This window comes from Streptomyces sp. L500, from assembly GCF_054551825.1.
Genome location: NZ_JBTOLC010000002.1, coordinates 105,637 through 130,096, shown reverse-complemented (window position 1 = coordinate 130,096; position 24,460 = coordinate 105,637). Strand labels below are relative to the sequence as shown.

Genomic DNA, 24,460 nt, shown 5'->3' with positions numbered 1-24,460 from the left:
GTCGAAAACTAAAGTGCGCGCACGATTCTTGCACCCTGGCCGACCGCCCCGTCACACCGCCCGGATCAGCCCCGCCGCCAGGCCCGCCGCGACCGCCGCCGTGCGGCTGTCGACGCCGAGCTTGTCGTAGATGTGCACGAGGTGGGTCTTGACCGTCGCCTCGCTGATGAAGAGCCGCTTGGAGATCTGCCGGTTGGCCAGGCCCTCGGCCACCAGGCCCAGGATCTCCGTCTCGCGCGGGGAGAGCGCCGGCCGGCCCCCGGCCCGCACCCGGCCGAGCAGGCGGGCGGCGACGGGCGGGGCGAGGACGGTCTCGCCGCGCGCGGCGGCGTGGACGGCGGCCGCGACCTCCTCGGGCGGGGCGTCCTTGAGGAGGTAGCCGGTGGCCCCGGCCTCGACGGCGGCCAGGATGTCGGCGTCGGTGCTGTAGGTGGTGAGGATCAGCACGGCGGGCGGCCGGGGGCGCGCGGTGATGCGCCGGGTGGCCTCGACGCCGTGCATGCCGGTGCCCATCTGGAGGTCCATGAGCACGACGTCGGGCCGGACGCCCTCGTCCAGCAGCCGCAACGCCTCGGCGCCGTCGGCGGCCTCGCCCACGGCCGTCACGTCGGGCAGGTCGTCGACCATGGCGCGCAGCCCGCGCCGCACGACGGGGTGGTCGTCGACGAGGAGGACCCCGATCACGTCGCTCGTCCCGCTCATGCCGCCGCTCCCACGGCGCGGAGGACCGTCGGCACCGTCGCCGCGATCGCCGTGCCCTCGCCGGGGGCGGACTCGACGGTGAAGGTGCCGCCCAGGCCGGCGATGCGCTCGCGCATGCCGTGGAGGCCGAAGGTGCGGCGGCCGTCGGCCGGGCCGTGGCCGGGGGTGAAGCCGACGCCGTCGTCGTAGATGTCGAGGGCGACCTGCCCGTCGAGGAAGGCGAGGGTGACGGCCGTGTGCTCGGCCCGCGCGTGGCGGGCCACGTTGGCCAGGGCCTCCTGGGTCAGGCGCAGCAGGGCCACCTCGGTCTCCACGGGCAGCGGGCAGGGCTCGCCGTCGAGGCGGAAGACGGCCCCGGGGACGGTGCGCGCGGTCACCCGGCGCAGCGCCTCGGGCAGGGGCGCGTCCTCCAGGGCGGGCGGGGTGAGGGCCTGGACGAAGCGGCGGGCCTCGGCGAGGTTGTCGGCGGCGGTCAGCCCGATCTCGCGGACCCGTTCCCGGGCCGTCTCCCGCTCGGCGGTCTCGGCGGCGCGGGCGAGCAGGACGATGCTGGACAGGCCCTGGGCGAGGGTGTCGTGGATCTCGCGGGCGAGCCGCTGCCGCTCGGCGAGGCGGCCCGCCTCGCGCTGGGCGGCGGCGAGCTCGTCCCGGGTGCGCACGAGGTCGTCGATCAGCCGCTGGCGGCGCTGGCCCTCGCGGTGGAGGGCGGCGTAGCCGTAGGCGGTGAGGATCGCGACGGCGGCCCCGGCGGCGGGGCCGATCACCTTCGCGACGGTGAGCCCGCCGGGCGCGGTGGCCTGGGCGGCGACGACGGCCGCCGTGGCGGCGGCGACGGCGGGGTGCGCCCAGCGGACGGGGAGGGCGCGCAGGAAGAGGAAGAACAAGGGGAAGGCGACGTAGCTGAAGCCGCGGTCCAGGGCGAGGAGCGCCAGCCACAGGGCGGTGACGGCGGAGAGCCAGAGTCCGGGGCGGCGGGCGGGGCGGACGGTCCCGGCCGCGTACACGGCGGCGAGCAGCGCGCCCAGCGGCAGCACGGCCAGGGGGCCCGCCGACGGCCGTCCGGCCACGGTGGGGGCCAGGGCGACGGCGAGCAGCGCGTAGAAGGCGCCGTGGAAGGCGAGGCGGACCAGGCGCAGCGGGGGCACGTCGGAGGCCTCGCGTCCGCGCGGGAGCGCGGCGGGCGCGCCGGGGTCGGAGGGACTCGTTCGGCTCATCCCACCGAGCGTACGGGCCCCCGCCGGGAGCTCCGGAACCGGCTGCCGTCAACCGTTCGATTGATTTTCGGGTGCATCGGACGGACGGTCCGGGGACCGTCCCGGGGCCCGATGGCGGAACGGGCCCGGGGCGGCAGCCTGGAGGGGTCCCGGTCCGGCTCCGGAAGGAATCCCTTGTTCGTCGCGCTCCGCGACATCCGTTTCGCCCGGGGGCGCTTCGCCCTCATGGGGACGGTCGTCGCGCTCATCACCACGCTCGTGGTCTTCCTCTACGGGCTGACCGACGGTCTGGCCCGGGAGGCGTCGTCGGCCGTGGCGGGGCTGCCGGCGGGCCGCGTGGTCTTCGGCGCCCCGGCGGGGGCCGCGCCGGAGGTGTCGTTCTCCAACAGCACCGTCGACGAGCGGCAGGCCGAGGCGTGGCGCCGGGCGCCCGGGGTGCGGTCCGCGGAGCCGTTCGGCGTGGCGATGGCCCGGCTGACGGCGGGCGGCTCGGCGGAGTCGGTGAGCGTCCTCGGCGGCGGGCGCCTGATGCCGGCGCCTCTGGCCGGTGCGGCCCCCGGCGACGGGCAGGCGGCCGTGAGCCGGCGCATCGCCCGGGAGCACGGGCTGCGGCCCGGCGACCGGATCGTCCTCGGCACCCGGGAGCTGACCGTCTCCGGCGTCACGCCCGACCGGGGCCACGGCCACGCGCCGACCGTGTGGACGACGCTCGCCACCTGGCGCGAGGTGAGCCACCTGGCGCGGCCGACCGCGCTGGCGGTGACCGGGTCCGGCACGCCCTCGGGGGACGTCGCCCGCACCACGAAGGCCGTCGCCCTCGGCGACGCGCTGGACGGCATCGACGGCTACGCCGCCGAGCACGGCACGCTCCGGATGGTCCAGGGCTTCCTGTTCGTGGTGAGCGCGCTCGTGGTGGGGGCCTTCTTCACCGTGTGGACGGTGCAGCGGCGGCCCGACGTGGCGGTGCTCAAGGCCGTGGGCGCGAGCAGCGGCTATCTGGTGCGGGACGCGCTCGGGCAGGCGGCGGTGGTGCTGGCCGCCGGCGCGGCCGTGGGCGCCGGCGCCGGTGCGGCGGGCGGGGCGCTGGCGTCGGCGGTGGTGCCGTTCGAGCTGAGCGCGGCGGCGGTGGCCGTACCGGTGGCCGCCATGGTCCTGCTGGGGCTGGCCGGCTCGGCGCTGGCCGTCGCCCGCATCACGTCCGTCGATCCGCTGACCGCGCTGGGAGCCACCCGATGACCATCGCCCTCTCTCTGGAGGACGCCGTCCTCACCTACCCCGACGGGGACCGCACGCTCACCGCGCTGGACCGGGTCTCGCTGGACGTGGCGCCCGGCGAGCTGGTGGCCGTGGTGGGGCCGTCGGGCTCGGGCAAGTCCAGCCTGCTGGCGGTCGCGGCGACGCTGCGCCGCCCCGACGCGGGGCGCGTGGTGGTGGCGGGGCGCGACACCGGGGCGATGAGCGCCAAGGAGCGCACCGCGCTGCGGCGCGACCGGATCGGCATCGTCTTCCAGCAGCCGAACCTGTTGCCGTCGCTGACGGCCGAGGAGCAGGTGCTGGCGGTCGCGCATCTGCGCGGCGCGTCCGTCCGGGCGGCCCGGGCGCGGGCGGCGGAGCTGCTGGAGTCGGTCGGGCTGGACGCGGCGAAGCGGCGGCGCCGTCCGCATCAGCTGTCCGGGGGTGAGCGGCAGCGCGTGAACATCGCCCGCGCGCTGTTCGGCGGCCCCGCCGTGCTGCTGGTGGACGAGCCGACGTCGGCCCTGGACCACGAGCGCGGCGAGCGGGTCGTCGAACTGCTGGCCGAGGTCACCCGCCGGCACCGCACGGCGACGGTGCTGGTCACCCATGACCGGGGGCTGCTCGGCCGGGCGGACCGGGTGCTGACGATGCGCGACGGCAGGCTGGGGTGAGGGGGCGCGGAGGGGGCGCCCGCCGGTTCTAGTCGCGGGTGCCGGCCGCCGCCTCCCCTTCCGCCGCCTCGTCGGCGTGCGCGTAGAGCTTGAGGACGGGCACCCCGACCTTGTGGCGGGCGCGCGAGGCCCAGTCGCGGTGGAAGAACTCCTCGACGAGGTGGGGCGCGGTCAGCACGATCACCTCGTCGGCGTGGGTCTGCTCCACGACGGAGCGCAGGAGGTCCAGCGGGTGGCCGTCGATGAGCTGGCCGACGGCCTCGCAGCCCGCCTCGCGCAGCAGGCGCAGCGAGTGTTCCAGGGCGACGGCGGCGGGCCGTACGGCCTCCTCGCCCTCGGGCTCGTCGGCCTCGTGGAGCGCCTGCTCCAGCTCGCCGAGGGCCACGTCGTCGATGGCGCGCAGCAGCCGGTCCTCGTCGCCTCTGGGGCGCATGAGGACCACGAAGGACATGCTGTCGTCGTGGAGGGTCGTGACGAAGTCGACATCCGTCGCGGAGAGCGGCTGCTCGATCATCAATACGCTCGTGAACACGGTGGGAGCCCTTCTTCTCCATGGGCCACCGGGCCCCAACAGAAACCATCCTGCGCGGGCTCCCCGGGAACCCGCCTGTTTTGATCCTGTGCCCCCGGGGGAGCGTCTGACTCAATTCTGCCCACCCCGAGTTAAACCGGAACGACAAATTCCGCCGATTGTCAGACCCGCCGCCGTCAGACCCGGCTGTAGCGGGTGAAGAGGAAACCGCCGTCCTCCAGCACCGACCCCAGCGCGAAGCGCTCCGGCACTGCCAGCGGCGGCCCCGCCATGATCCGCGGCGCCGTCCCCGTGGCCACCACCGGCGCCAGCGACAGGCACATCTCGTCCAGCACCCCGGCCGCCGCGAACTGACCCAGCAGCCGGGGGCCGCCCTCGGTCAGCAGCCGCGTCAGCCCCCGTCCGGCCAGCAGCCCCGGCACCCGCGCCACGTCGACGCCCGGCCCCTCGCCCGGCACCACGAGCACCTCGGCGCCCGCCGCCCGCGCGGCGGCCACCCGCTCCGCCGGGGCGTCCGCCCCGGTCAGCACGATCGTCGGCACCAGCGGCGCGGTGAACAACGGAAGCGAGAAGTCCAGGTCGAGCCCCGCGCTCACGACGGCTATGACCGGCGCGGGCCCCTGGCCGAGCGCCGCCCGCCGCGCCGCGAAGACCTCCCGGGCCCGCGCGGGCCGGTAACCCTCCTGCCGTACGGTCTGCGCGCCGACCACCACCGCGTCGGCCAGCCCCCGCAGCGTGCCGAAGATCCGCATGTCGGCGGCCGAGGACAGCGGCTGCGACCGGCCCTCGTGATGGGCCGCGCCGTCCAGCGAGGAGACCATGTTGGCCCGCAGCCACGCCGTCCCGGCGGGCAGGCCCGCCGGGTACGCGTAGAGGTCGGCGAGCTCGTCCGGCCCCCATTCGCGGTCGTCGAGGTCGGCGGGGCTGAGCGGGGAGGGGAACAGGCGTCGCATAGGCCGCAGTGTGACATGGCTCGCTCCGCGCGGGCGGGCCACCGCACTTTCAGGGGCTACGCTGGACAGCTGTGTCGTCCTCCACCGCATCACCCGCAAGCGCCACGGCCCCCGCGGCCCCCGGTCCGATAACCGGCGGCCCGGCAGGATCGCCCGTCGCGCTCACCTCGCGCGCCCCGCACGTCCCGGCCGACCGCCTGGTCGCCGAGATGGTGCCGCCGCCGCGCTTCGACGGGGTGCGCTTCGACACCTACATCCCCGACCCGAACCAGCCCAGCCAGACCGAGGCCGTCAAGATCCTCGCCGGCTTCGCGGGCGGGCTCGGCGGCGAGGCCGCCGGCCGCAAGCGCTGGTTCCGGCGCGAGACGAAGCCCGCCGCCCCCGCCGGCCCGCGCGGCGTCTACCTCGACGGCGGCTACGGCGTCGGCAAGACCCACCTGCTGGCCTCCCTCTGGCACGCCACCCCGGCCGCCCCCGAGCGGAAGGCCTTCGGCACGTTCGTGGAGCTGACGAACCTCGTCGGCGCCCTGGGCTTCCAGCAGACCGTCCGGACCCTCAGCGAGCACAAGCTGCTGTGCATCGACGAGTTCGAGCTCGACGACCCGGGCGACACCGTCCTCGTCTCCACCCTGCTGGGCAAGCTCGTCGACGCGGGCGTGGCGCTCGCCGCGACCTCCAACACCCTGCCCGGCAAGCTCGGCGAGGGCCGCTTCGCCGCCGCCGACTTCCTCCGCGAGATCCAGGGCCTCTCCGCCCACTTCCGCCCCCTGCGCATCGACGGCGAGGACTACCGCCACCGCGGCCTGCCCCAGGCCCCCGCCCCGTACGACGACGACACCGTCGAGCGGGTGGCGCACCGCGCCGAGGGCGCCTCCCTGGACGCCTTCCCGGACCTCCTCGACCACCTCTCCAAGGTCCACCCGAGCCGCTACGGCGCCATGTGCGACGGCGTCCGGGCCGTCTGCCTGACCGGCGTCCGCGCCGTGCCGGACCAGTCGACCGCGCTGCGCCTGGTCGTCCTCGCCGACCGGCTCTACGACCGCGAGGTCCCGGTGCTGGCGTCCGGCCGGCCCTTCGACGAGCTGTTCAGCGAGGAGATGCTGAACGGCGGCTACCGGAAGAAGTACTTCCGGGCGATCTCCCGGCTCACGGCGCTGGCGCGCGACGCGAAGTCGCTCGTCGACGCCGGCGAGTGACGGCCGCCGTACCGGACCCGTGCGCTCCCTGAGCAGATCCCTGGCACCCGCCGCCGCCCTGGCGCTCTGCGCCGGGCTGGCCGCCTGCGGAACGTCCGGCAAGGGCGGGGACGACAAGCCGCGCGCCGCCGGCCCGGCCCGTACGGCACCGGCGTCGCCCTCCGCTTCCCCTTCCGTGTCCGCCGCGCCCACCCTCCCGGCGGGGCCGGGCGGCGCCGCGCCCGTCTTCTCGCACGGCGCCCGCGACGGCCGCAAGCGGGTCGCCCTCACCTTCGACGCCGACATGACGTCGGACCAGGGCCCGCGCGCGGCGCGCGGTGAGCGCTTCGACAACCCCGGGCTGATAGCGACGCTCCGGACCCTGAAGGTGCCGGCCACGGTCTTCATGACCGGCAGATGGGCCGAGCAGTACCCCGACGAGGCCCGCTCCATAGGCGCCGACCCCCTCTTCGAGGTCGCCAACCACTCCTACAGCCACCACGCCTTCACCACCCCCTGCTACGGCCTGCCGACCGTCGCGCGCGGCACCGCCCGCGCGGACGTCGAGCGCGCGTTCGCGGCCTTCCGCACCGCCGGGGTCGAGCGCGTCGTCCCGTACTTCCGATTCCCCGGCGGCTGCCACGACGACGCGACACTGCGCGAGATAGGCCCGGCGAAGGTCACGGCCGTCCAGTGGGACGTCGTCAGCGGCGACGCCTTCGCGAAACGGTCCGAGCCCGTCGCCGCGCAGGTGCTCTCCCAGGTCAAGCCCGGCTCGGTCGTGGTGATGCACTGCACGCACAGCGCGGCACCGATGACGGAGGACGCGGTGAAGAAGATCGTCCCGGAGCTGCGGGCCCGCGGGTACGAGTTCGTGCGGGTCTCGGACCTGGTGGGCTCCGGCCCCTCCTAATCCATCGGCTCCATCGGCACGAAATCGATGCGCTCCTGCGTCACCGGGTACCCCACCCGCGCGAAGGTCGCCGCCATCGGGGCGTTGCCCATGTCCGTCGCGGCGGCGATCCTCGTGGCGCCCCGCTCCGCCAGGTCGCGCGTGCAGTCGACGAGCAGGTCGTGGGAGTAGCCGCGCCCGCGCCGCTCGGGCACGACGCCGATGTAGCCGACGCAGGGCCCGGCGGGGTTGCGCGCGGGGACGTGGAGGCCGGCGAGGGTGCCGTCCGGGGTGAAGGCGAGGCGCCACCACGCGCGGGGCGAGGGCAGCCAGTGGAGGAGGTCCATCATCTCGTCGGCGGCCGCGTCCAGGCCCGACGCGGCGATGGTGCGGCGGTCGTGGGCGTCCAGCGTGCCGTGCATGGTGCGGCGCACGACGTCGCGGAACGCCGCGTCGTCCGGCTCGGGCCGGTACACCAGGCGGCCGGTGCGTTCCGGCAGCGGGCAGGCGGGCGTCCACTCGTAGCGGTACCGCTCGACGAGGAACCGCATCCCCGCCGCCTCGGCCGCCGCCCCGCGGGCCTCGACGGCGGCCCGTACGCGCGGCCGGTCGCGCCAGCCGGGCGGGGCGAGCAGGGCGTACTCGGCGCTCAGCGGGGCGGTGCGCAGCAGTCGGACGGCCGCCTCGCTCTCGCCGTCGGCGAAGTCGAACCAGTCGAGGGCCTTGGGCGCCTCGTCACCGGGCCCGCCCCACCAGGCGGCGCGCGCGACGACGCGGCCGTCGCGCAGGGCCACCCACGTCCAGTCGGGCCGGTATTCGCCGCCGAGGTGGACGGGGGCGTAGGAGTGCCCGAAGGCCGCCCTGCCGACGAGGGCGGGGGCGAGGGTGGTGTCGAGGGAGGTGAAGAGCGCGGTGTCGTGCTCGGTGAGGGCACGGATGACCAGGGAGGTCATGGGGATCCTTCCGGAAGGGGTCGCGATCGCGCTCCCGGTCGGACGAGGTGTCAGACGGAGGACGCCCGGCGGAGGGGGCGGGAGCGCGGGACAGCGGTGACAGTGCTGTCGGTGGTGCCGGTGCGGTTCATCTCGCCCCTCCTTTCCGGGTTCTCGGACGTCTGCGGGGACCTTACGGGCCGCCGGACGCGGTCGTCCAACGGTTTTCCCGTCCCCCGTCCCCCGCCGCGCGGCCCGGGCGGCCGCCGGGGCGGAGGGCGGCGAGCTGCACGTCGTGACGCTGCACGCGCTGGCGGTCGGCGTTCTGCCACCGGTTTTCGCGCGCTGGCGGGCGGAGTTCCCGGGGGTCGCGCTGCGACTGCACGAGTGCACCACGACGGACGAGCTGCGCGAGCGCATGGAACGTGGCGTCGCCGACCTGGCCGTCGGCCCGCGCCCGCGGGGCTGGCCGGGTCCGGTGGTCTCCCTCGGCGACGAGGAGATCGTCCTGGTCGTCTCCGCCGGCGACCCCCTGGCGGGGCGTGCGGCGCCGGTGGCGCTGGAGGAGCTGGCGGGCCGGGCGTGGGTGCGGTGCGCGCTGGAGCCGGTGGTGGGCGGGCGGCGGTGGCTGGACGTGGTGTGCGAGGAGCGGGGTTTCACCCCGGTGACGGCGGTGGAGACGGAGCACTCGTCGACGGCGGTGCGGATGGCCGCCGCCGGGCTGGGCATCGTGGCGGCGCCCCGGCACCTGGCCGAGACGACGGCCGGCGCGGTGGCGGTGGCCGTGGACCCGCCGTGGCGGCGGGAGCAGACGGTGTTCTCGCGGGTCGAACCGACGGGGGTGGCGGAGGCGTTCGTGGCGCGGTGCGCGGGGATCCTGCGTGGGCCGGGCGACCACGCGCCGGACGGGCCGCGTGAGGCCTCCGGGGCGGCTGGCAGACTGGGGGCGTGACCAGCGACGACACCGTCCCGCACGACGAGGACCCCCGCGACCGCGCCCCCCAGTTCGTCCTGCCCCTCGTGGTGCGGATCGAGAAGGCCGCGCCCCCGGCGCGTACGGACGCGCTGGAGACGGCCGCGCGGGCGGTGCTGTTCCTGCTGTCGGACGAGCGGGCGGCCGGGGACGGCGAGTGGGCCCGAGCCGTGGCGGACTGGGAGGACGGCCGCATCCGCAAGGTCGTGCGGCGGGCGCGCGGGGCGGAGTGGCGCAAGGCGTCCGCGCTGCCGGGCATGGAGGTCACGGGCGCGACCGCCGAGGTGCGGGTCTTCCCGCCCGTACCGCTCGACGGCTGGCCCAAGGAGCTGGTGAAGCTTCAGGTGTCGGGCACCGACCTGGACGACCCGGAGCCGCCGGCCGCGCCGGACCCCACCCGCCCGGTGCTGTGGCTCAAGCCGGGGCTGGAGATGTCGGCGGGCAAGGCCATGGCCCAGGTCGGGCACGGCGCGCAGCTCGCGTGGTGGGCCCTGGACGACGCGGCGCGGCAGGCGTGGCGCGAGGCCGGTTTCCCGCTGTCGGTGCGGACGGCCGAGCCCGGGCACTGGGCGGAGCTGACGGCGAGTGGGGTGCCGGTGGTGCGGGACGCCGGTTTCACGGAGATCGCGCCCGGCGAGACCGTCGCGGTCGAAGGGGGCGAGCGCTACTGCCCGCTCCCGCGCCTACGACGCCCCTAGCCGGGCGACACGCTCACCCCTGTCGCTGCCGAACAGGCGGTGGCGGCTGGGGGTGCATGTACACGGCGGAAAAAGCCGCACCCCCGGGAATCAATATCTGTTCCCGCGACATGAGAAATAGGTGCGGGGCCCGGCGAATATTCCTCGACCCCCGACCGGAGCGGAATTATCGGCCGTGCAGGGCCGATCGCGCCATGCTACTGTCGATCCCGGTTGCAGGTGTGGTTGCCAGAAGGTTCATTTCCGACGGGGTAATCATCACGGCGACACGGAATTCGCACAGGGTGAATTCCTGACACCGTCTCCGAAGGAGAAATAACATGGCTACCGGCACCGTGAAGTGGTTCAACGCCGAAAAGGGCTTCGGCTTCATCGAGCAGGACGGCGGCGGCGCCGACGTCTTCGCCCACTACTCGAACATCAGCGCCCAGGGCTTCCGCGAGCTGCAGGAAGGCCAGAAGGTGTCCTTCGACATCGCGCAGGGCCAGAAGGGCCCGACGGCCGAGAACATCGTTCTCGCCTGACACCGGCGCTGCCGCATGCTTCGCAGCCGGGGCCCGCACCGCAGGGGTGCGGGCCCCGGCTCGCCGCTTTTCAGGGCACGCGGCGGGAAGGTTCCACCGCACCTCCGACCGGTGACGCATTTCCCGCCGCCCCGACTCGACCTGCTTCGCATTCGGCTCGTCCCTCGAGATTCTCTGCGCGCCCATCCGCGTCGGGAATTCTTTGTCACGTGCCTCGCCGGGAAAGGTTCCGCATGCAGCGTGCCCATACCCGTCGCGGTCGCCCGGTCAGCCCGTCGCCCTTCTCCACCGCTTCTTCGTTGTGAGGCATCATGCGCTGTGTCATCGCCCGGTACCCGTTCGATCTGACCAAGGACGGAGTGCTCGCCTCGATGAAGGGCGTCGCACCCGAGCCCGTCACAGGTGAGTCCGTGACCATCGGCCGCCACCGCTACCCGGTCAAGCAAGTGGGCCAGGTCATCACCCGACAGGACCGCCGCGACTTCACCAGCGGCGAGGTCGTCCGGGCCATGACCCGCCTCGGCTTCACCTGCCACGAGTACCCCGAGACCGCGCCGGTGGGCGTGCCCACTCCGCTCCACACCGCGTCGGCACTGCTCGGAGGCATCGTCTCCCCGGAGGTGTGAGGGACAGGCGGGAAACCGCCACCAGAGACCCGGTGAGGGCCCTGCCGACGCGCGTCGGCAGGGCCCTCACCGCCGTTTCGCCGCCGCGGCGGCTCGCGCCCATGACCGCTGGCCAAAGGATTCCTATGCGCTACGAACCCAAAAATCTGCTCTTGCCGGAGTAGACATTCACCCCCAGCGTGGTTAGCCTTTTCTCGTCGACACGGTCGAGCGAGACCCGGCAGACATGAACTGGCGGGTAGCAGTCGTAGTACCGCAGTACCTGTTCACCCAGTGGTTGGTTCGGAGGAAGGACGGAGGAGCAGACGCCATCAGGATCGCCCGGCCCGGGAAGCTCCCGGCCCGGGTACCGCAAGACCCCCGATTGGATGGTGGTCCCCGGTCACGCAACCGCGATCCCCGCACCCCTCCCCCTCGGGGACCGGGTAGCGGAAACAGAAGGTCGGCACAGCATGAGGGCCGACAGATGGTGTTGAATTTCCTTCGGGGCCCTGGTGCCGTACGGCACCAGGGCCCCTCGACGCGTTGCACAACGAGGTGACATGACAGCAGACATTCCACTCAGCGATCGCCTGGACGACGATGACTACCCCGCATACACCATGGGCCGGGCCGCCGAAATGCTCGGCACGACCCCTGCCTTCCTCCGAGCCATCGGCGAGGCTCGTCTGATCACTCCGCTGCGCTCGGAAGGTGGCCATCGCCGGTACTCCCGCTACCAGCTGCGGATCGCCGCCCGCGCCCGCGAGCTCGTCGACAGAGGAACCCCGATCGAGGCCGCTTGCCGCATCGTCATCCTTGAGGACCAACTCGAGGAAGCTCAGCGCATCAACGCCGAGTACCGCCGTGCCGCGAAGAAGGCGTCCGACGGTTTCGGTCCCGGTCCGAGCTGATCACCCGGGCGCGGGCGGTCCGCCCGCACGCTCCCGCACTCACCGGGATCACGCCCGTTTCGCGCGCGGCCGTCGCGGACCACCCCTTGCCGTGGAACCGTCACACGCGCCTGTGATACTGGCCGCCTGAACATGTATAGCGGCACCAGGGAGTACGGCGTTGTCGAAGAGATCCGTCTACGGTCCGACGGCGCTGGGCTCCATATGCGTGGTGGCGGCGCTGGTCGCCGTGCTGGCGCAGGGCGACGGGGGCGAGGGCCGCAAGGGCAACGCCTCGTCGTCCGCCGAGCGGGCCGGCGGGGCGGGCGCGTCCGGTGATGGCAAGAAGCAGGAAGAGGAGCCCTGGGACGGCAAGGTCAAGGTCCTCGGGGACGGCTCGACGTCCTTCACGGGCCCGCAGCCGAAGGTGGCCAAGCCCGAGAAGCTGAAGCCCGGCGAGCAGCCCCCGCAGTTCGTCGTCTTCTCCTGGGACGGCGCCCTGGAGGGCGACGACCACCTGTTCTCCCATTTCCGGCAGGTCGCCAAGGAGAACGACGCGCACATGACGTTCTTCCTGACCGCCATGTATCTGCTGCCGAAATCCAAGGCGACCCTGTACAAGCCGCCGCAGCACAAGCCGGGCGACGCGGCGATATCCTTCGCGACCGACCAGCACATCCGGGACACCCTGAACCAGGTGCGCGGCGCCTGGCTGGACGGCAATGAGATAGGCACCCACTTCAACGGGCATTTCTGCGGCACCAAGGGCGGTGGCGACTGGAGCCCGGCGGAGTGGAAGAGCGAGATCGAGCAGTCGTATTCCTTCGTGGAGAACTGGAAGACGAACACCGGCTACAAGGACCTGCCCCCGCTGCCCTTCGACTACAAGAAGGAGCTGGTGGGCGGCCGCGCGCCCTGCCTGGAGGGGCAGAAGAACCTGCTGACGGCGGCGAAGGAGTTCAACTGGCGCTACGACGCCAGCTCGCCCGGCGACTTCCAGCTGTGGCCGTCCAAGGTGAACGACATCTGGAATTTCCCGCTCCAGCTGCTCCCGTACCCCAAGAGCGAAAAACAGGTCCTCTCCATGGACTTCAACTTCCTCTACAACCAGTCCGGCGACAACACCAAGGGCGATCCGGCGAAGTACGCGGAGTGGCGGAAGCTGACCCGCGACGGCTATCTGAACGGCTTCAACCGGGTCTACAACGGCAGCCGCGCGCCCCTCTTCATAGGCAACCACTTCGAGGACTGGAACGACGGCATCTATATGAAGGCCGTGGAGGACGTCATGAAGTCGGTGTGCAAGAAGGACGGGGTGCGCTGCGTCTCCTTCAAGCAGCTGGCCGACTGGCTGGACGCCCAGGACCCCAAGGTGCTGGCGAAGCTGCGCGGCCTGGACCCGGCACAGGCGCCGGACTGGAAGACGTTCCTGAAGTAGGCCCCGCCAGGGAGCACCCGCAAGGGAGCGCCCGCAAGGGGCGCGGGGAACTGCGGAGCGCTCAGCGCTTGGTCATGAAGCGCGTCCAGATGTCCCCCGGGTACGCGCTCCCCTGGACGGTCTTCGCCGTGCCGCCCAGCCCGTCCAGCGGCAGCAGCTCCTGCGACTTGGGGTCGATGCGGGAGAGCGAGACAGCCGTCGCCACCGTGCCCCGGTAGCCGGCGAACCACGCGGACTTGTTGTCCGGGCCGGTTCCGGCGGTGGCCGCCGTGCCCGCCCCGACGGTCTTGGCCGCGACCCCGTGCCCGTTCTGCACACCGGCGCGCAGGGCGTCGTCCACCGCGCCGGCGACGCTCGCGGACAGCGCGCGCACGGCGACGGACTTCTCCACAGGCACGGGGTCGCCGTTGCGGCTGACCTCCGTGACGGAGTACGGCTCGGCGTTCATGCCCTTGGCCGCGAAGGTGGCGTAGGCGGCGGCCATGCGGATGGCGCTGGGCCGGGTGGTGCCGAGGGAGAAGGCGGGCACCTGCGGGCCGAGGCTGTCCTCCAGGATCCCACACTGGACGGCCGTGCGGCCGACCTTGTCCAGGCCGACGTCCATGCCGAGCTGCATGACGGAGGAGTTGACGGACTGGGCGACCGCCTCCCGCAGCGTGATCTTCCCCCAGGACTTGCCGCCCTCGTTGCGCCCCTTGACGATCTTCCCGGAGCGGTCCCAGTAGGGACCCTCGGGCGTCCGTATCGCGATCTTGTCGTCGCCGTCGTAGACGGTGGCGGGGGTGACGGGTATCCGGGGGCCGCCGCGCTCGCGCTGGATGCCGTTGGTCAGGGCCGAGGCGTAGACGAACGGGGCGAAGGCCGTGCCCGCCGGGACGACGGTGGAGTTCGCGTCGTTGAAGCCTTGCTTGAGGTAGTCCGGCCCGCCGTAGAGAGCGACGATCCGTCCGTCGGCCATGACGGAGGCGGCGCCGATCCGTACGTCCCGGTCGGCTTCCCGCTTGTCGGGGTCGAGACCCCGGGTGGCGTCGACGACGGCCTTGGCCAGGCCGTCGACCTTGGGCTTCTCGAAGGTGGTGTGGATCTGGTAGCCGCCGAGGTCGAAGTCCTTGTCGGAGACGTCGGTGTGGGCGAGGACGTAGGCGTGGGCGGTGTCCACGAGATAGCCGGTCTGCCCGGTGAGCCCGGCCGGCTTGGGCGGGGCCTTGGGCTCGGGGAAGGTCGTGTACGTGGCCCGTTCCTGCGGCGAGAGCTTGCCGATGGTGACCATGCGGTCGAGGATCCACTTCCAGCGCTCCACGGCCCGCTCGTGGTTCTTGGGGCCGAGCGAGGGGTCGTAGAGGCCGGCGCCCTTGAGGAGGGCGGCCAGGAAGGCGCCCTCGCTGGGGGTGAGCTCCGAGACGTCCTTGCCGTAGTAGGCGTGGGCGGCGCGTTGGATACCGTAGCTGCCGCGCCCGTACCAGCTGGTGTTGAGGTAGCCCTGGAGGATGTCCGACTTGCTCATCTTGTTGTCGAGCTTGATGGCGATGAACATCTCGGTGAGCTTGCGCGTGAAGGTCTGCCGCTGGTTGAGGTAGGCGTTCTTCACGTACTGCTGGGTGATGGTGGAGCCGCCCTGGGTGTCCCCGCCGCCGATCATCCTGGTGACGGCGCGGGTCATACCGCTGACGGAGACGCCGCTGTCGGTGTAGAAGGTCTCGTTCTCGGCGGCGAGGGCGGCCCAGCGCACCTTCTCCGGGACCTTGTCCAGGGCGGTGTCCTGGCGGTTCACGGCCCCGGTGCGGGCCATCTCGCTGCCGTCGGCCCAGTAGTAGACGTTGTCCTGCTGGGTGGCGAAGGCGTTGAGGTCGGTGGGGATGTCGGTGGTGGCGTAGAGGACCGCCACGGTGGCGGCGAGGGTGCCGAAGAGGCAGCCGAACAGGCCGAGGGTCTGGCGCCACGAGGGTATCCAGCGGCGCGCGCCCTTCCGGCCCGGGCGGGGGTAGGCGGGCCGCAGCCGGGCCAGGCGGGCGCCGAGGGCGCCGAGGAAGCCCAGGGCACCGCCGGCGCCGGTGGCGCCCCGGCGGGAGCGGGCCCGCTGCCCGCGACGGCCGCGTACGGAAGCGAGGGGTTTGCGGGCACGTGCCCTGCTGTGCCGTTCACTCACCGCTGTGCCCCACCCTTGCCCGAACATCCGTCTTTGACTCTGTCGCTCGATTACCGGGAGTCTGCCATACCCGGAATCTGAAGATCCGTTAGGTTACGCAGAGTTCGCCGAGTCCTTTACACTCCTGTAGAGGTCATGTGTACAGGTCATGGCGTGGCACAGCGGAAGGAACGTCGGAAGAGATGGAAGCAGCCGCAGCCGCACCCGCTGTCGCCGTGCGCCGGGACCGGCGCCGTGCCAGCGGCGCGCTGGAGGGCGAGGTCCTCGCCGCGCTGCAGCGGGCGGGCGCCCCGCTGACCCCCCGCGAGGTCCAGGCCACCCTCCCGGGCGAGCTGACCTACAGCACGGTGGTCACGATCCTCTCCCGGCTGCTCGTCAAGGACGTCCTCACCCGCACCCCGCGCGGCCGCGCCTACGCCTACGCGCCCCTCACCGACGAGGCCGGGCTCGCCGCCCGCCGGATGCACAAGGTGCTCGAGGGGCGCCCCGACCGCGAGGTCGTGCTGACCCGCTTCGCCGACGGCCTGGCCCCCGAGGACGCGGAGCTGCTGCGGCAGCTCCTCACCGGCATCCCCCGGCCCCGCTGACCCTTCCGGAAGAGGGCGGCTCCGGTCAGGCCCCGAGCCAGACGCGCCGGTTGCGCGCCACCGTGTGGATCCGGTCCACCCGCTCCGGGCGCAGCACGCCGCCCAGCCCGCCGAGCCCCGGTACGTCCCCCTCCCGCAGCACCCGTACGTCCGCCGGCGGCTCGGCCGTCTCGACCTCGATCTCGGCCGCGCCGACCAGCACCAGGACGGGCCGTGCCCGCACCGGGAAGCCGCAGCCGCGTGAGAGCACGAGCGAGGACCGGGCCGCGCTGTGCCGGATCCGCCGGACGTACGGCCGGGGGTGGCGCTCCCCCGCGTAGCGGACGGCGGTGCCGTCCACCGTGAGCCGTGCCCCGTGGGCGGGCTCGGGGGCGACGCAGAAGACCCCTCCGGGCCCGATCAGCAGATGGGGGATCACGGCGTCCCCCGGCAGGACGATCGAGTGGACGACCTCCCAGCCTCCGGCCGTCAGCAGCTCCAGCGCCGACCCGACGAGCTGCTGGACGGCCAGCTCCCGGCGCCAGGCGTCCTCCACGGGCCGCCGGCCGAGCAGCCGGGCGAGCATCAGCGCCACGCGGCCGGTCCGGGACCCGTCGAGCCGGGCGCGCAGGGTCTCCCCGGGCCGGTTCGGGGCGAGGTCGTCGTCGGGTGGGAGGAAAAGCCTCTCGGGGTCGTAAGCCTTTCCGTTCACGCTCCTCTTCGCTTCCGGCCGCTCGCGCACGCCCATCACCCCCACCCGCCATACTGCCGCAGAAGCGCGGGAACCAACCCAATCGGACGCCCGTTGAACCGGTAGAGGCCCCGCGGCATCCCCCCGACCGCGGGGCCTCGTCCATGCCCGGGCCGGCGGCGGAAGCGCGCACCTTATCGGCGACGGCCGGCTCCTCGTGGGCCCTCGCCCCGGAAGTGACGCGGCACACAACCCCCCACCGGATTTCTGCGGAGCGGTGGAGCCGCAGGTCGGCCGGGGGTTCCGGGGCCCGCCCGCCGGTGCGGCCGCCCGGAATCCCCTTGGCGATCAGCGCCGGGCCCCTAACGTGCGGTGCCGCACAAGGAGGTGCCATGCGATCCCCGAAAGGCGCCGTACGTTCCCTCACCGGCACCGGTCTCGTCGTCACCGCTCTGGTGGCGACGGCCGCCGCGCTGCTCTTCCCCCTCTGGTCGTACCGCGACCGCGCGGGCCCGGGCACGGGCGCCGCCGATCTCACGGCGGGCTCGGTGTCCACCCGCTTCGGGCCGCTGTCGGCGGCCGACCGCGACTTCGTCGCACGGGTCCGCCAGGCCGGGCTCTGGGAGCTGCCCGCCGGCCAGCAGGCCGTGGAGCGGGGCGGCACGGCGGCCGTGAAACGGGCGGGCGAGCATCTCGTGGAGGGCCACACCTCGCTCGACCGGCACGTCCGCGACGTGGCCGCGCGGCTGGGCCTCGATCTGCCCAGCCAGCCCTCCGCCGAGCAGCGCGGCTGGCTGTCGCGGCTGGACGCCGCGCACGGCGCCGCGTACGACCGCGAGTTCGTGGGCGTCCTGCGGCTCGCGCACGGCCGGGTCTTCGCGCTGGTCGGGCGGATCCGCGCGGCGACCCGCAACGCGGCCGTGCGCGAGCTGGCCGAGGACGCCAACGCGACCGTCCTGGACCACATGAAGGTGCTGGAGGACACCGGTCTCGTCGACTTCGACGCCCTCTCGGCGGGGCTGGGGTCGCCGGCGCCCGCGGCCCCGTCCCCGCCGGCGCCTCCGGGGGCCGCCCTCACCGGTCCGCCCCCGCCCGCCGCGACGCCGTCCGCCGTGACCCCGTCCGTGTCGGTCTCCCCGCCCTCGCCCGAGGCGCCGTCGCCCGCTCCCTCACCACAGAGCCCCTCATCACAGAGCCCCTCACCACAGACCTCGTCACCACAGACCTCCTCCCCCGCGTCCCCCTCACCCTCCGAAGGGAACTGAGCCGCCATGACCGCCGCTCACCGGCGCCGCCTCGGCGCCCGGCACCTGATCCTTCTCGCCCTGCTCGCGTTAATCGGCTCGGCGGGCACGTTCGCCACCGTCACCGGCAGCGCCTCCGCCCATCCGAGTCCGTCACCCAGAGTGACAGACCCCACTGACAATCACGGCCACGGCGGCCCCTCCCCCGCCGACTTCGCCGACATCCGCCGCGCCCGCCCCGACGCGCGCCCGCCCCGGAACCAGCCCTCCGCCTCCACCGGGACCTTCACCGCCCGCTGCGGCCGCAACGAGAACGGCCACCGCAACCCCGACAACTTCATCGTCACGCCGGGCGTGCGCAACGGCGCCCACCACCTCCACGACTACGTCGGCAACCTCTCCACCGACGCCTTCTCCACCGACACCTCGCTGCGCGCGGCCGGCACCACCTGCGCCCGGGGCGACAAGTCGGCGTACTTCTGGCCCGTCCTGCGCCTCACCGGCGACTCCGACGAGTCCGGCGCCTCCGACGAGAAGGAGGCAGAAGGCCGCGTCCTGACCCCCGACAGCGTGACCCTCACCTTCCGCGGCAGCCCCGCGGCGAAGGTCTCCGCCATGCCGGAAGGGCTGCGCGCGATCACCGGTGACGCGAAGGCCTTCACCAACGGCGCCAAGGACGCCCGTGCCCGCTGGAGCTGCACCGGTTTCGCCGACCGGCACCTCGCCGACAAGTACCCGCTCTGCCCGCGCGGCAGCGCGGTCGTACGGCTGCTGGACTTCCCGAGCTGCTGGGACGGCCGGCACACCGACTCGGCGGGGCACCGGGCGCACCTGGTCTTCCCCGACGCCGCCACGGGCCGCTGCGGGCGCGGCCTCACGCCCGTGCCGCAACTGCGCATGGAACTGACCTACCGCGTCCCCAAGGACCCGTCCTTCGCCGTGGACAGCTTCCCCGAGCAGCTCCGCGAGCCCGTCACCGACCACGCCGACTTCGCGAACGTCATGCCCGCCGCGCTGATGGCGACCGTCGTGCGCTGCGTCAACGAGGGGCGGCGCTGCGGCTGAGCCCCGCTCCGGCCTCTCTTCGGGCGCATCGCACCCGACATCGCACCCCGGTGCTTTACTTCGTCAACTGCTGGCCTAATTATCCCTTTTGCCGCATTACATATGAAGGGATAGCGCCAGTGCCACTGAGAGCAGCAGCCCTGTACGGAACCCTCGGATCCCTGGTCCTCACAGGGCTCACCGGCCTCCCCTCCGCCCCGGCCCATGCCCATGCCCCGGACGGGCGGGCCGAGGCGCGCGGTGTGGCCCAGGCGGCCAAGCTGGCCGCCGCCCGGGGCGTCGACTTCGACGACTGCCCCGCCTCGGAGGGCCTCCCCGCCCCCATCGAGTGCGGCACTGTGACCGTGCCCCTGGACTACGCCCACCCGGGCGGCAAGCAGATCAACCTCACCGTCAGCCGCGCCCGGGCCCTCGGCCGGGAGGAGGACCGGCAGGGCGCCATCGTCTTCAACCCCGGGGGCCCCGGCGGCAACGGCATGTTCTACCCGCTGCTGACCCGCCTCCCCCAGTGGCGGAACGTCGCCGAGGAGTACGACCTGGTCGGCTACGCCCCGCGCGGCGTCGGCCGCTCCGCGCCGCTGTCCTGCGTGAGCCCGGCGGGCTTCGGCAAGGGCCCCACCCAGGCGCCCGAGCACCCCACCGAGGCGTACAAGAAGGAGCAGCTCAAGAAGGCCAAGGCCTACGCCCAGGGGTGCGCCCGGCGCAACGGCGCCGACCTGCGCCACTTCACCAGCCTCAACAACGCCCGGGACCTCGACGTCCTGCGGGCCGCGCTCGGCGAGCGGAAGCTGACGTACGTCGGCGCCTCCTACGGCACCTACTTCGGCGCCCTGTACGCCACGCTCTTCCCCACGCACGTCCGCCGCATGGTCTTCGACAGCGTCGTCAACCCCGACCCCCGCAAGGTCTGGTACGACAACAACCTGGAGCAGTCCGCCGCCTTCGACCGCCGCTGGGCCGACTGGCGCCGCTGGGCCGCCCGGCACCACGCCGTCTACCACCTGGGACGCACCCCCCAGGAGGTGCTGGCCTCCTACGAGAAGGCGGTCCGCGCGCTGACCCGCCGGGCCGCCGGCGGCCGGGTCGGACCCGGCCAGCTCCAGGGCGTCTTCCTCAAGGCCGGCTACACCGACAGCTTCTGGGCGCAGGCCGCGCGGGTCCTCTCCGCGTACCTCCAGGGCGACGAGAGCCCGCTGCTCGCGGTGGCCGGCGGCGGCGAGGCGGGCGCGCGGGCGGCCGAGAACGAGAACGCCGTCTACACGGCCGTCGAGTGCAACGACACACCCTGGCCGCGCTCCTGGGAGGTGTGGGACCGCGACAACACCAAGCTCGCCCAGCGGGCGCCGTTCGAGACGTGGAGCAACGCCTTCATGAACCTGCCGTGCGCCTACTGGCAGGAGCCACGGCAGAAGCCGCTCGACGTCAGGCTCGGCCGGAAGTCCGGTCTGCCGCCCACGCTGCTGCTGGCCGCCGAACGGGACGCGGCGACCCCGTACAAGGGCGCGCTGGAGCTCCAGAAGCGGCTCCCGGGCTCGTCCCTGGTCACGGAGCGGGACGCGGGCACCCACGGCATCGGCGGCGGGCCCAACACCTGCGTCAACCGCTACCTGGAGACGTACCTGCTGACCGGCGAGGTCCCCGCGCGCCGCGTCTACTGCGCGCCGCGCCCGGAGCCGCGCGCCACGACGTGACGCACGACGAAGGCCGGGCCCGCCGTCGGACGGCGGGCCCGGCCTTCGTCATCGGGTTCAGGCGAGCCCGGCCACCAGGTCGGCCACGGCCTTGCGACGGCCCGTGTAGAACGGGACCTCCTCGCGCACGTGCATCCGCGCCTCGGACGCCCGCAGGTGACGCATCAGGTCGACGATGCGGTACAGGTCGTTCGCCTCGAAGGCGAGGATCCACTCGTAGTCGCCCAGCGAGAACGAGGCGACCGTGTTGGCCCGGACGTCGGGGTAGCCGCGCGCCATCTTGCCGTGGTCGGCGAGCATGCGACGGCGGTCCTCGTCGGGCAGCAGGTACCAGTCGTAGGAGCGCACGAACGGGTAGACGCTGACGTAGTCGCGCGGCGTCTCGTCGGCGAGGAACGCCGGGATGTGCGACTTGTTGAACTCGGCGGGGCGGTGCAGCGCCATGTTCGACCAGACCGGCTCCAGCGCGCGGCCCAGGCGGGTGCGGCGGAAGAGGTTGTAGGCGTCCTGCAGGGCGTCCGAGGTCTCGGAGTGCCACCAGATCATCACGTCGGCGTCGGCCCGCAGACCCGACAGGTCGTAGGTGCCGCGCACCGTGACGTCCTTCTCCGCCAGCTGGGCGAAGAGCTCCTCGACCTCCTCGGCCCAGCCGGCGCGGTCCTGCGGCAGCACGTCGCGCAGCTTGAACACCGACCAGAGCGTGTAGCGGATGACCTCGTTGAGGTCCTTGGCCTTCTTGCCGGCGTTCGGCATCTTCACAGGGGCGTCAGAGGCGTCAGTCATGTCCCTATTCTCCCCCGTCGCCGCCGGCGGCTTCCGTCAGGGTCGGCGTGAGGGCCGCCAGGACCTCGTCGGCGGCCCGGCGGCCGCTCGCGATACAGGCGGGGATGCCCACGCCGTCGTAGGCGGCCCCGCAGACCCGCAGGCCGGGCAGGCGGGAGACGTGCTCGCGGATGCGGGCGACCCGGGTCAGATGGCCCACCGGGTACTGCGGCAGCCCGCCGTGCCAGCGGGTCACCCGGGTCTTGACCGGTGCCGCCGCCAGGCCGACGGCGTCGCCGAGGTCCTTGAGCGACATCGATACCAGCTCGGAATCCTCGCGCTTCAGATCCTCCTCGTCGCCGAACCGCCCGATCGAGGTACGCAGCACGAAGAGGTCCGGGGCGGCGTCGGCGTTCCAGCGCCACTTGTTGCTGGAGAACGTGGACGCCTTGATCTTGCGGCCGTCGACGGGCGGCACGAGGAAACCGCTGCCGCGCAGCAGCCCCGCCACGTCGGAGCGGCGGAAGGCCATGGTGACCAGCGCCATGGAGGCGTACTCGATGCCGGCGAGCTCCGCCACGGCGGCGTCGGCGCCCCCGGCCCGCGCCGCGACGGCGATGATCCGGGCCGCGTCGGACGCGGGGGTGGCGACGACGACACCGTCCGCCGCCAGGACCTCGTCCGCCAGCTCGACCCGCCAGCCGTCCCCGGAGCGCCCGACCTCCACGACGGGCGCGCCGGTGCGGACCGTGCCGCCCTTCGCCCGCACCGTCTCCGCGACGGCGCCCGGCAGCAGGCCGATGCCGCCCTCGATGCCCATGAAGACCGGCCCCGACTGCTGCGGCGCGGCGGCCGCCCGCGCCTGGAGCGCCCGTACGGCCTCGGTCAGGGTGCCGTGCGCGCGGGCCGCCTCGAAGAGCTGGGGGACGGCGGTCCGCAGCGAGATGCGGTAGGCGTCGCCCGCGTAGACGCCGCCGAGCAGCGGCTCGACCAGCCGGTCGACGACCTCGCGGCCCATCCGCTCGGCGACGTAGGCGCCGATGGCGACGTCCTCGCCGAGCTCGGAGGGCGGCAGCTCCTCGTCCTTCGCGACCCGGGCCAGGCCCTCGGCGGACAGGACGCCGGAGGCGGCCACCTCGGCGAGGTCGCCGGGGACGCCCATCATGTGGCCCTTGGGCAGGGGCCGCAGCTCGCCACGGGTCCACAGCGACGCGGTCGCGGAGGGCGGCGCCAGCCGGTCGCCGAGACCGGCCGCGCGGGCCAGGTCCACGGCCTCGGGGCGGCGCGCGAGCACCGACTCGGCGCCCAGGTCCACGGGCGCGCCCGCGATCTCGCCCACGAGCAGTTTCCCGCCGACGCGCCCGGAGGCCTCCAGGACCGTCACGCGCGCCCCGCCCTCCAGCAGCCGCAGGGCCGCCGCCAGGCCGGAGACGCCGCCGCCGATGACCACCACATGCCGCGAAGGGGTGTGCGCTGCGCTCATGCCCCCACTGTCTCAAACCGCCCTGCCGGGCCGGTCGGCACCCCGTCCGGGCCGGTCGGCCCACCATTGACAGCGACCGGGACCGCGCCGAGACTCGCGCGGAACAACGACCGTCCCACCCGCCACGAACGTTTACGGAGACCCCATGAACGACCGCATCCGGGATGTGTACATCGTCGACGCCGTCCGCACCCCGGTCGGGAAGTACGGCGGCGCCCTCGCCCCGGTACGCCCCGACGACCTGGCCGCGCACGTCGTGCGCGCCCTGGTGGACCGGTCCCCCGAGCTGGACCCGGCCCGGGTCGACGACGTGGTGCTCGGCAACGCCAACGGCGCGGGCGAGGAGAACCGCAACGTGGCCCGGATGGCGGTCCTGCTCGCCGGGCTGCCCGTCTCCGTGCCCGGCGCGACCGTCAACCGGCTGTGCGCCTCCGGCATGGAGGCCGTCGTCCAGGCGTACCGGGCCGTCGCCCTGGGCGACGCGTCCGTGATGATCGCGGGCGGGGTGGAGTCGATGAGCCGCGCCCCCTGGGTGCTGCCCAAGCCGGAGCGGGCGTTCCCGGCCGGCCACCAGGAGCTGTACTCGACGACGCTGGGCTGGCGGATGACCAACCCGGCCATGCCGCCGCGGTGGACGGTCTCCCTCGGCGAGGGCGCGGAGCTGATCGCCGAGAAGCACGGCGTCACCCGCGAGGAACAGGACGCCTTCGCGCTCGCCAGCCACCGCAAGGCGGCAGCGGCGTGGCAGGAGGGCCGCTACGACGCCGAGGCCGTGCCCCTGGAGGGGGTGGCCCTCGCCCGGGACGAGTCGATCCGCGACAGCACCTCGGCGGAGGCGCTCGCCGCGCTGAAGCCCGCCTTCCGGAAGTCCGGGGGCACGGTCACCGCGGGCAACTCCTCACCGCTCAACGACGGCGCGGCGGCGCTGCTGCTCTGCGACGAGGAGGGGCTGCGGGAGACCGGCCGCGAACCGCTGGCGCGGATCCGGGCGACGGCGGTCACCGGTATCGAGCCGGACCTCTACGGCCTCGGTCCCGTCGAGGCGGTGCGGCGGGCGCTGGCCAAGGCGGGCCGCACGTTCGCGGACGTGACGGACTTCGAGCTGAACGAGGCGTTCGCCGCCCAGGCGCTGGGGTGCCTCGCGGAGTGGCCGGAGCTGGACCCCGCCGTCGTCAACCGGCGCGGCGGGGCGATCGCCCTCGGCCACCCGCTGGGCTGCTCGGGCGCCCGGCTGACGGGCTCGGTGGCCCACGCCCTCGCGGCGGCGGGTTCGGGGACGGGGGTGGCGGCGCTGTGCGTCGGGGTCGGCCAGGGGCAGGCGCTGGTCCTCGAACGCTGACCGACAATCGCCGGTCCGGCGGGGACGCGTGGATC

At 73.7% G+C, this 24,460-nt stretch carries 23 protein-coding genes and 1 pseudogene; 15 read left to right on the top strand and 9 right to left on the bottom strand.

The genetic code is table 11. The annotated features are described in order from the left end of the window. Nucleotides 1-51: 51 nt before the first annotated feature. Complete coding sequence (locus tag ACX9I7_RS03470) at nucleotides 52-702, bottom strand: response regulator (RefSeq protein ID WP_308430315.1); 651 nt, start codon at nucleotides 700-702, stop codon at nucleotides 52-54. Continuing rightward, complete coding sequence (locus ACX9I7_RS03465; RefSeq protein WP_387571667.1) at nucleotides 699-1,916, bottom strand: sensor histidine kinase; 1,218 nt, start codon at nucleotides 1,914-1,916, stop codon at nucleotides 699-701. Before ACX9I7_RS03465 ends, ACX9I7_RS03470 begins: the two co-directional genes overlap by 4 nt. Nucleotides 1,917-2,090: 174 nt before the next feature. Between ACX9I7_RS03465 and ACX9I7_RS03460 the strand changes: the two genes are divergently transcribed. Beyond that, on the top strand, nucleotides 2,091-3,152 hold the full coding sequence (locus ACX9I7_RS03460; RefSeq protein WP_459386448.1) for an ABC transporter permease: 1,062 nt from the start codon (nucleotides 2,091-2,093) through the stop codon (nucleotides 3,150-3,152). Nucleotides 3,153-3,154: 2 nt separating this feature from the next. After that, nucleotides 3,155-3,823 carry an ABC transporter ATP-binding protein gene (locus ACX9I7_RS03455; protein WP_358625689.1) on the top strand — a complete coding sequence of 223 codons (669 nt, stop codon included), beginning with the start codon at nucleotides 3,155-3,157 and terminating at the stop codon, nucleotides 3,821-3,823. A gap of 28 nt (nucleotides 3,824-3,851) precedes the next feature. Here ACX9I7_RS03455 and ACX9I7_RS03450 read toward each other — a convergent pair whose 3' ends face one another. Continuing rightward, the gene (locus ACX9I7_RS03450; RefSeq protein ID WP_387571673.1) at nucleotides 3,852-4,355 is read right to left on the bottom strand and encodes an indole-3-glycerol phosphate synthase; all 504 of its coding nucleotides are present in this window, start codon (nucleotides 4,353-4,355) and stop codon (nucleotides 3,852-3,854) included. 176 nt (nucleotides 4,356-4,531) lie between these two features. Then, nucleotides 4,532-5,308 carry a pyrimidine reductase family protein gene (locus ACX9I7_RS03445; RefSeq protein ID WP_387571675.1) on the bottom strand — a complete coding sequence of 259 codons (777 nt, stop codon included), beginning with the start codon at nucleotides 5,306-5,308 and terminating at the stop codon, nucleotides 4,532-4,534. A gap of 71 nt (nucleotides 5,309-5,379) precedes the next feature. Between ACX9I7_RS03445 and zapE the strand changes: the two genes are divergently transcribed. Both zapE and ACX9I7_RS03435 read left to right on the top strand, forming a co-directional pair. Further along, nucleotides 5,380-6,504, top strand: a complete 1,125-nt coding sequence (gene zapE / locus ACX9I7_RS03440; protein WP_459386447.1) for a cell division protein ZapE — start codon at nucleotides 5,380-5,382, stop codon at nucleotides 6,502-6,504. 19 nt (nucleotides 6,505-6,523) lie between these two features. Beyond that, nucleotides 6,524-7,396, top strand: a complete 873-nt coding sequence (locus ACX9I7_RS03435) for a polysaccharide deacetylase family protein (protein ID WP_459386446.1) — start codon at nucleotides 6,524-6,526, stop codon at nucleotides 7,394-7,396. On the opposite strand, the gene ACX9I7_RS03430 is transcribed toward ACX9I7_RS03435, so the two are convergent. After that, entirely contained in the window at nucleotides 7,393-8,328 is a 936-nt protein-coding gene (locus ACX9I7_RS03430; RefSeq protein ID WP_387571684.1) for a GNAT family N-acetyltransferase, read from the bottom strand. The two genes, ACX9I7_RS03435 and ACX9I7_RS03430, sit on opposite strands and share 4 nt — an antisense overlap. A 259-nt stretch (nucleotides 8,329-8,587) precedes the next feature. Between ACX9I7_RS03430 and ACX9I7_RS03425 the strand changes: the two are divergent. From ACX9I7_RS03425 to ACX9I7_RS03400, 6 genes and pseudogenes are all read left to right on the top strand, one after another. Next, nucleotides 8,588-9,259: pseudogene (locus ACX9I7_RS03425) on the top strand (LysR family transcriptional regulator substrate-binding protein); the annotation flags it as partial. Next, complete coding sequence (locus tag ACX9I7_RS03420) at nucleotides 9,256-9,978, top strand: peptidyl-tRNA hydrolase (RefSeq protein ID WP_387571686.1); 723 nt, start codon at nucleotides 9,256-9,258, stop codon at nucleotides 9,976-9,978. The pseudogene ACX9I7_RS03425 and the gene ACX9I7_RS03420, both read left to right, overlap by 4 nt. A gap of 320 nt (nucleotides 9,979-10,298) precedes the next feature. Next, complete coding sequence (locus tag ACX9I7_RS03415; RefSeq protein WP_189448857.1) at nucleotides 10,299-10,502, top strand: cold-shock protein; 204 nt, start codon at nucleotides 10,299-10,301, stop codon at nucleotides 10,500-10,502. A 311-nt stretch (nucleotides 10,503-10,813) separates the two neighbouring features. Then, nucleotides 10,814-11,128 carry an SCO5918 family protein gene (locus tag ACX9I7_RS03410; protein ID WP_459386445.1) on the top strand — a complete coding sequence of 105 codons (315 nt, stop codon included), beginning with the start codon at nucleotides 10,814-10,816 and terminating at the stop codon, nucleotides 11,126-11,128. A 542-nt stretch (nucleotides 11,129-11,670) separates the two neighbouring features. Continuing rightward, nucleotides 11,671-12,021, top strand: coding sequence for a helix-turn-helix domain-containing protein (locus ACX9I7_RS03405; RefSeq protein ID WP_387571692.1), 351 nt, complete (start codon nucleotides 11,671-11,673; stop codon nucleotides 12,019-12,021). 160 nt (nucleotides 12,022-12,181) lie between these two features. Next, nucleotides 12,182-13,438 carry a polysaccharide deacetylase family protein gene (locus ACX9I7_RS03400; RefSeq protein ID WP_387571694.1) on the top strand — a complete coding sequence of 419 codons (1,257 nt, stop codon included), beginning with the start codon at nucleotides 12,182-12,184 and terminating at the stop codon, nucleotides 13,436-13,438. A 61-nt stretch (nucleotides 13,439-13,499) separates the two neighbouring features. Here ACX9I7_RS03400 and ACX9I7_RS03395 read toward each other — a convergent pair whose 3' ends face one another. Then, nucleotides 13,500-15,611: a transglycosylase domain-containing protein gene (locus ACX9I7_RS03395; RefSeq protein ID WP_459386444.1), complete on the bottom strand. Its 2,112-nt coding sequence runs from the start codon at nucleotides 15,609-15,611 to the stop codon at nucleotides 13,500-13,502. Between the two features lie 155 nt (nucleotides 15,612-15,766). Between ACX9I7_RS03395 and ACX9I7_RS03390 the strand changes: the two genes are divergently transcribed. Continuing rightward, nucleotides 15,767-16,171, top strand: a complete 405-nt coding sequence (locus ACX9I7_RS03390; protein ID WP_387571700.1) for a BlaI/MecI/CopY family transcriptional regulator — start codon at nucleotides 15,767-15,769, stop codon at nucleotides 16,169-16,171. 25 nt (nucleotides 16,172-16,196) lie between these two features. On the opposite strand, the gene ACX9I7_RS03385 is transcribed toward ACX9I7_RS03390, so the two are convergent. Beyond that, nucleotides 16,197-16,862, bottom strand: a complete 666-nt coding sequence (locus tag ACX9I7_RS03385; protein WP_387571703.1) for a nuclease-related domain-containing protein — start codon at nucleotides 16,860-16,862, stop codon at nucleotides 16,197-16,199. Between the two features lie 371 nt (nucleotides 16,863-17,233). On the opposite strand from ACX9I7_RS03385, the gene ACX9I7_RS03380 reads away from it, so the two are divergent. The 3 genes from ACX9I7_RS03380 to ACX9I7_RS03370 all read left to right on the top strand — a co-directional run bounded on the left by ACX9I7_RS03380 (nucleotide 17,234) and on the right by ACX9I7_RS03370 (nucleotide 20,841). After that, complete coding sequence (locus ACX9I7_RS03380; protein ID WP_459386443.1) at nucleotides 17,234-18,106, top strand: DUF4142 domain-containing protein; 873 nt, start codon at nucleotides 17,234-17,236, stop codon at nucleotides 18,104-18,106. A gap of 6 nt (nucleotides 18,107-18,112) precedes the next feature. Then, on the top strand, nucleotides 18,113-19,150 hold the full coding sequence (locus tag ACX9I7_RS03375) for a DUF1996 domain-containing protein (RefSeq protein WP_459386442.1): 1,038 nt from the start codon (nucleotides 18,113-18,115) through the stop codon (nucleotides 19,148-19,150). A gap of 125 nt (nucleotides 19,151-19,275) precedes the next feature. Then, nucleotides 19,276-20,841, top strand: coding sequence for an alpha/beta hydrolase (locus ACX9I7_RS03370; protein WP_387572166.1), 1,566 nt, complete (start codon nucleotides 19,276-19,278; stop codon nucleotides 20,839-20,841). Nucleotides 20,842-20,898: 57 nt separating this feature from the next. Here ACX9I7_RS03370 and hemQ read toward each other — a convergent pair whose 3' ends face one another. Together hemQ and hemG are read right to left on the bottom strand one after the other, a co-directional pair. After that, on the bottom strand, nucleotides 20,899-21,624 hold the full coding sequence (gene hemQ, locus ACX9I7_RS03365; protein WP_189448874.1) for a hydrogen peroxide-dependent heme synthase: 726 nt from the start codon (nucleotides 21,622-21,624) through the stop codon (nucleotides 20,899-20,901). A 4-nt stretch (nucleotides 21,625-21,628) separates the two neighbouring features. Continuing rightward, nucleotides 21,629-23,086 carry a protoporphyrinogen oxidase gene (hemG, locus tag ACX9I7_RS03360; protein WP_459386441.1) on the bottom strand — a complete coding sequence of 486 codons (1,458 nt, stop codon included), beginning with the start codon at nucleotides 23,084-23,086 and terminating at the stop codon, nucleotides 21,629-21,631. Between the two features lie 145 nt (nucleotides 23,087-23,231). Between hemG and ACX9I7_RS03355 the strand changes: the two genes are divergently transcribed. After that, nucleotides 23,232-24,425 (top strand): thiolase family protein, encoded by a 1,194-nt coding sequence (locus ACX9I7_RS03355; RefSeq protein WP_459386440.1) that lies wholly within the window; start codon nucleotides 23,232-23,234, stop codon nucleotides 24,423-24,425. The last annotated feature ends 35 nt before the right edge of the window (nucleotides 24,426-24,460 follow it).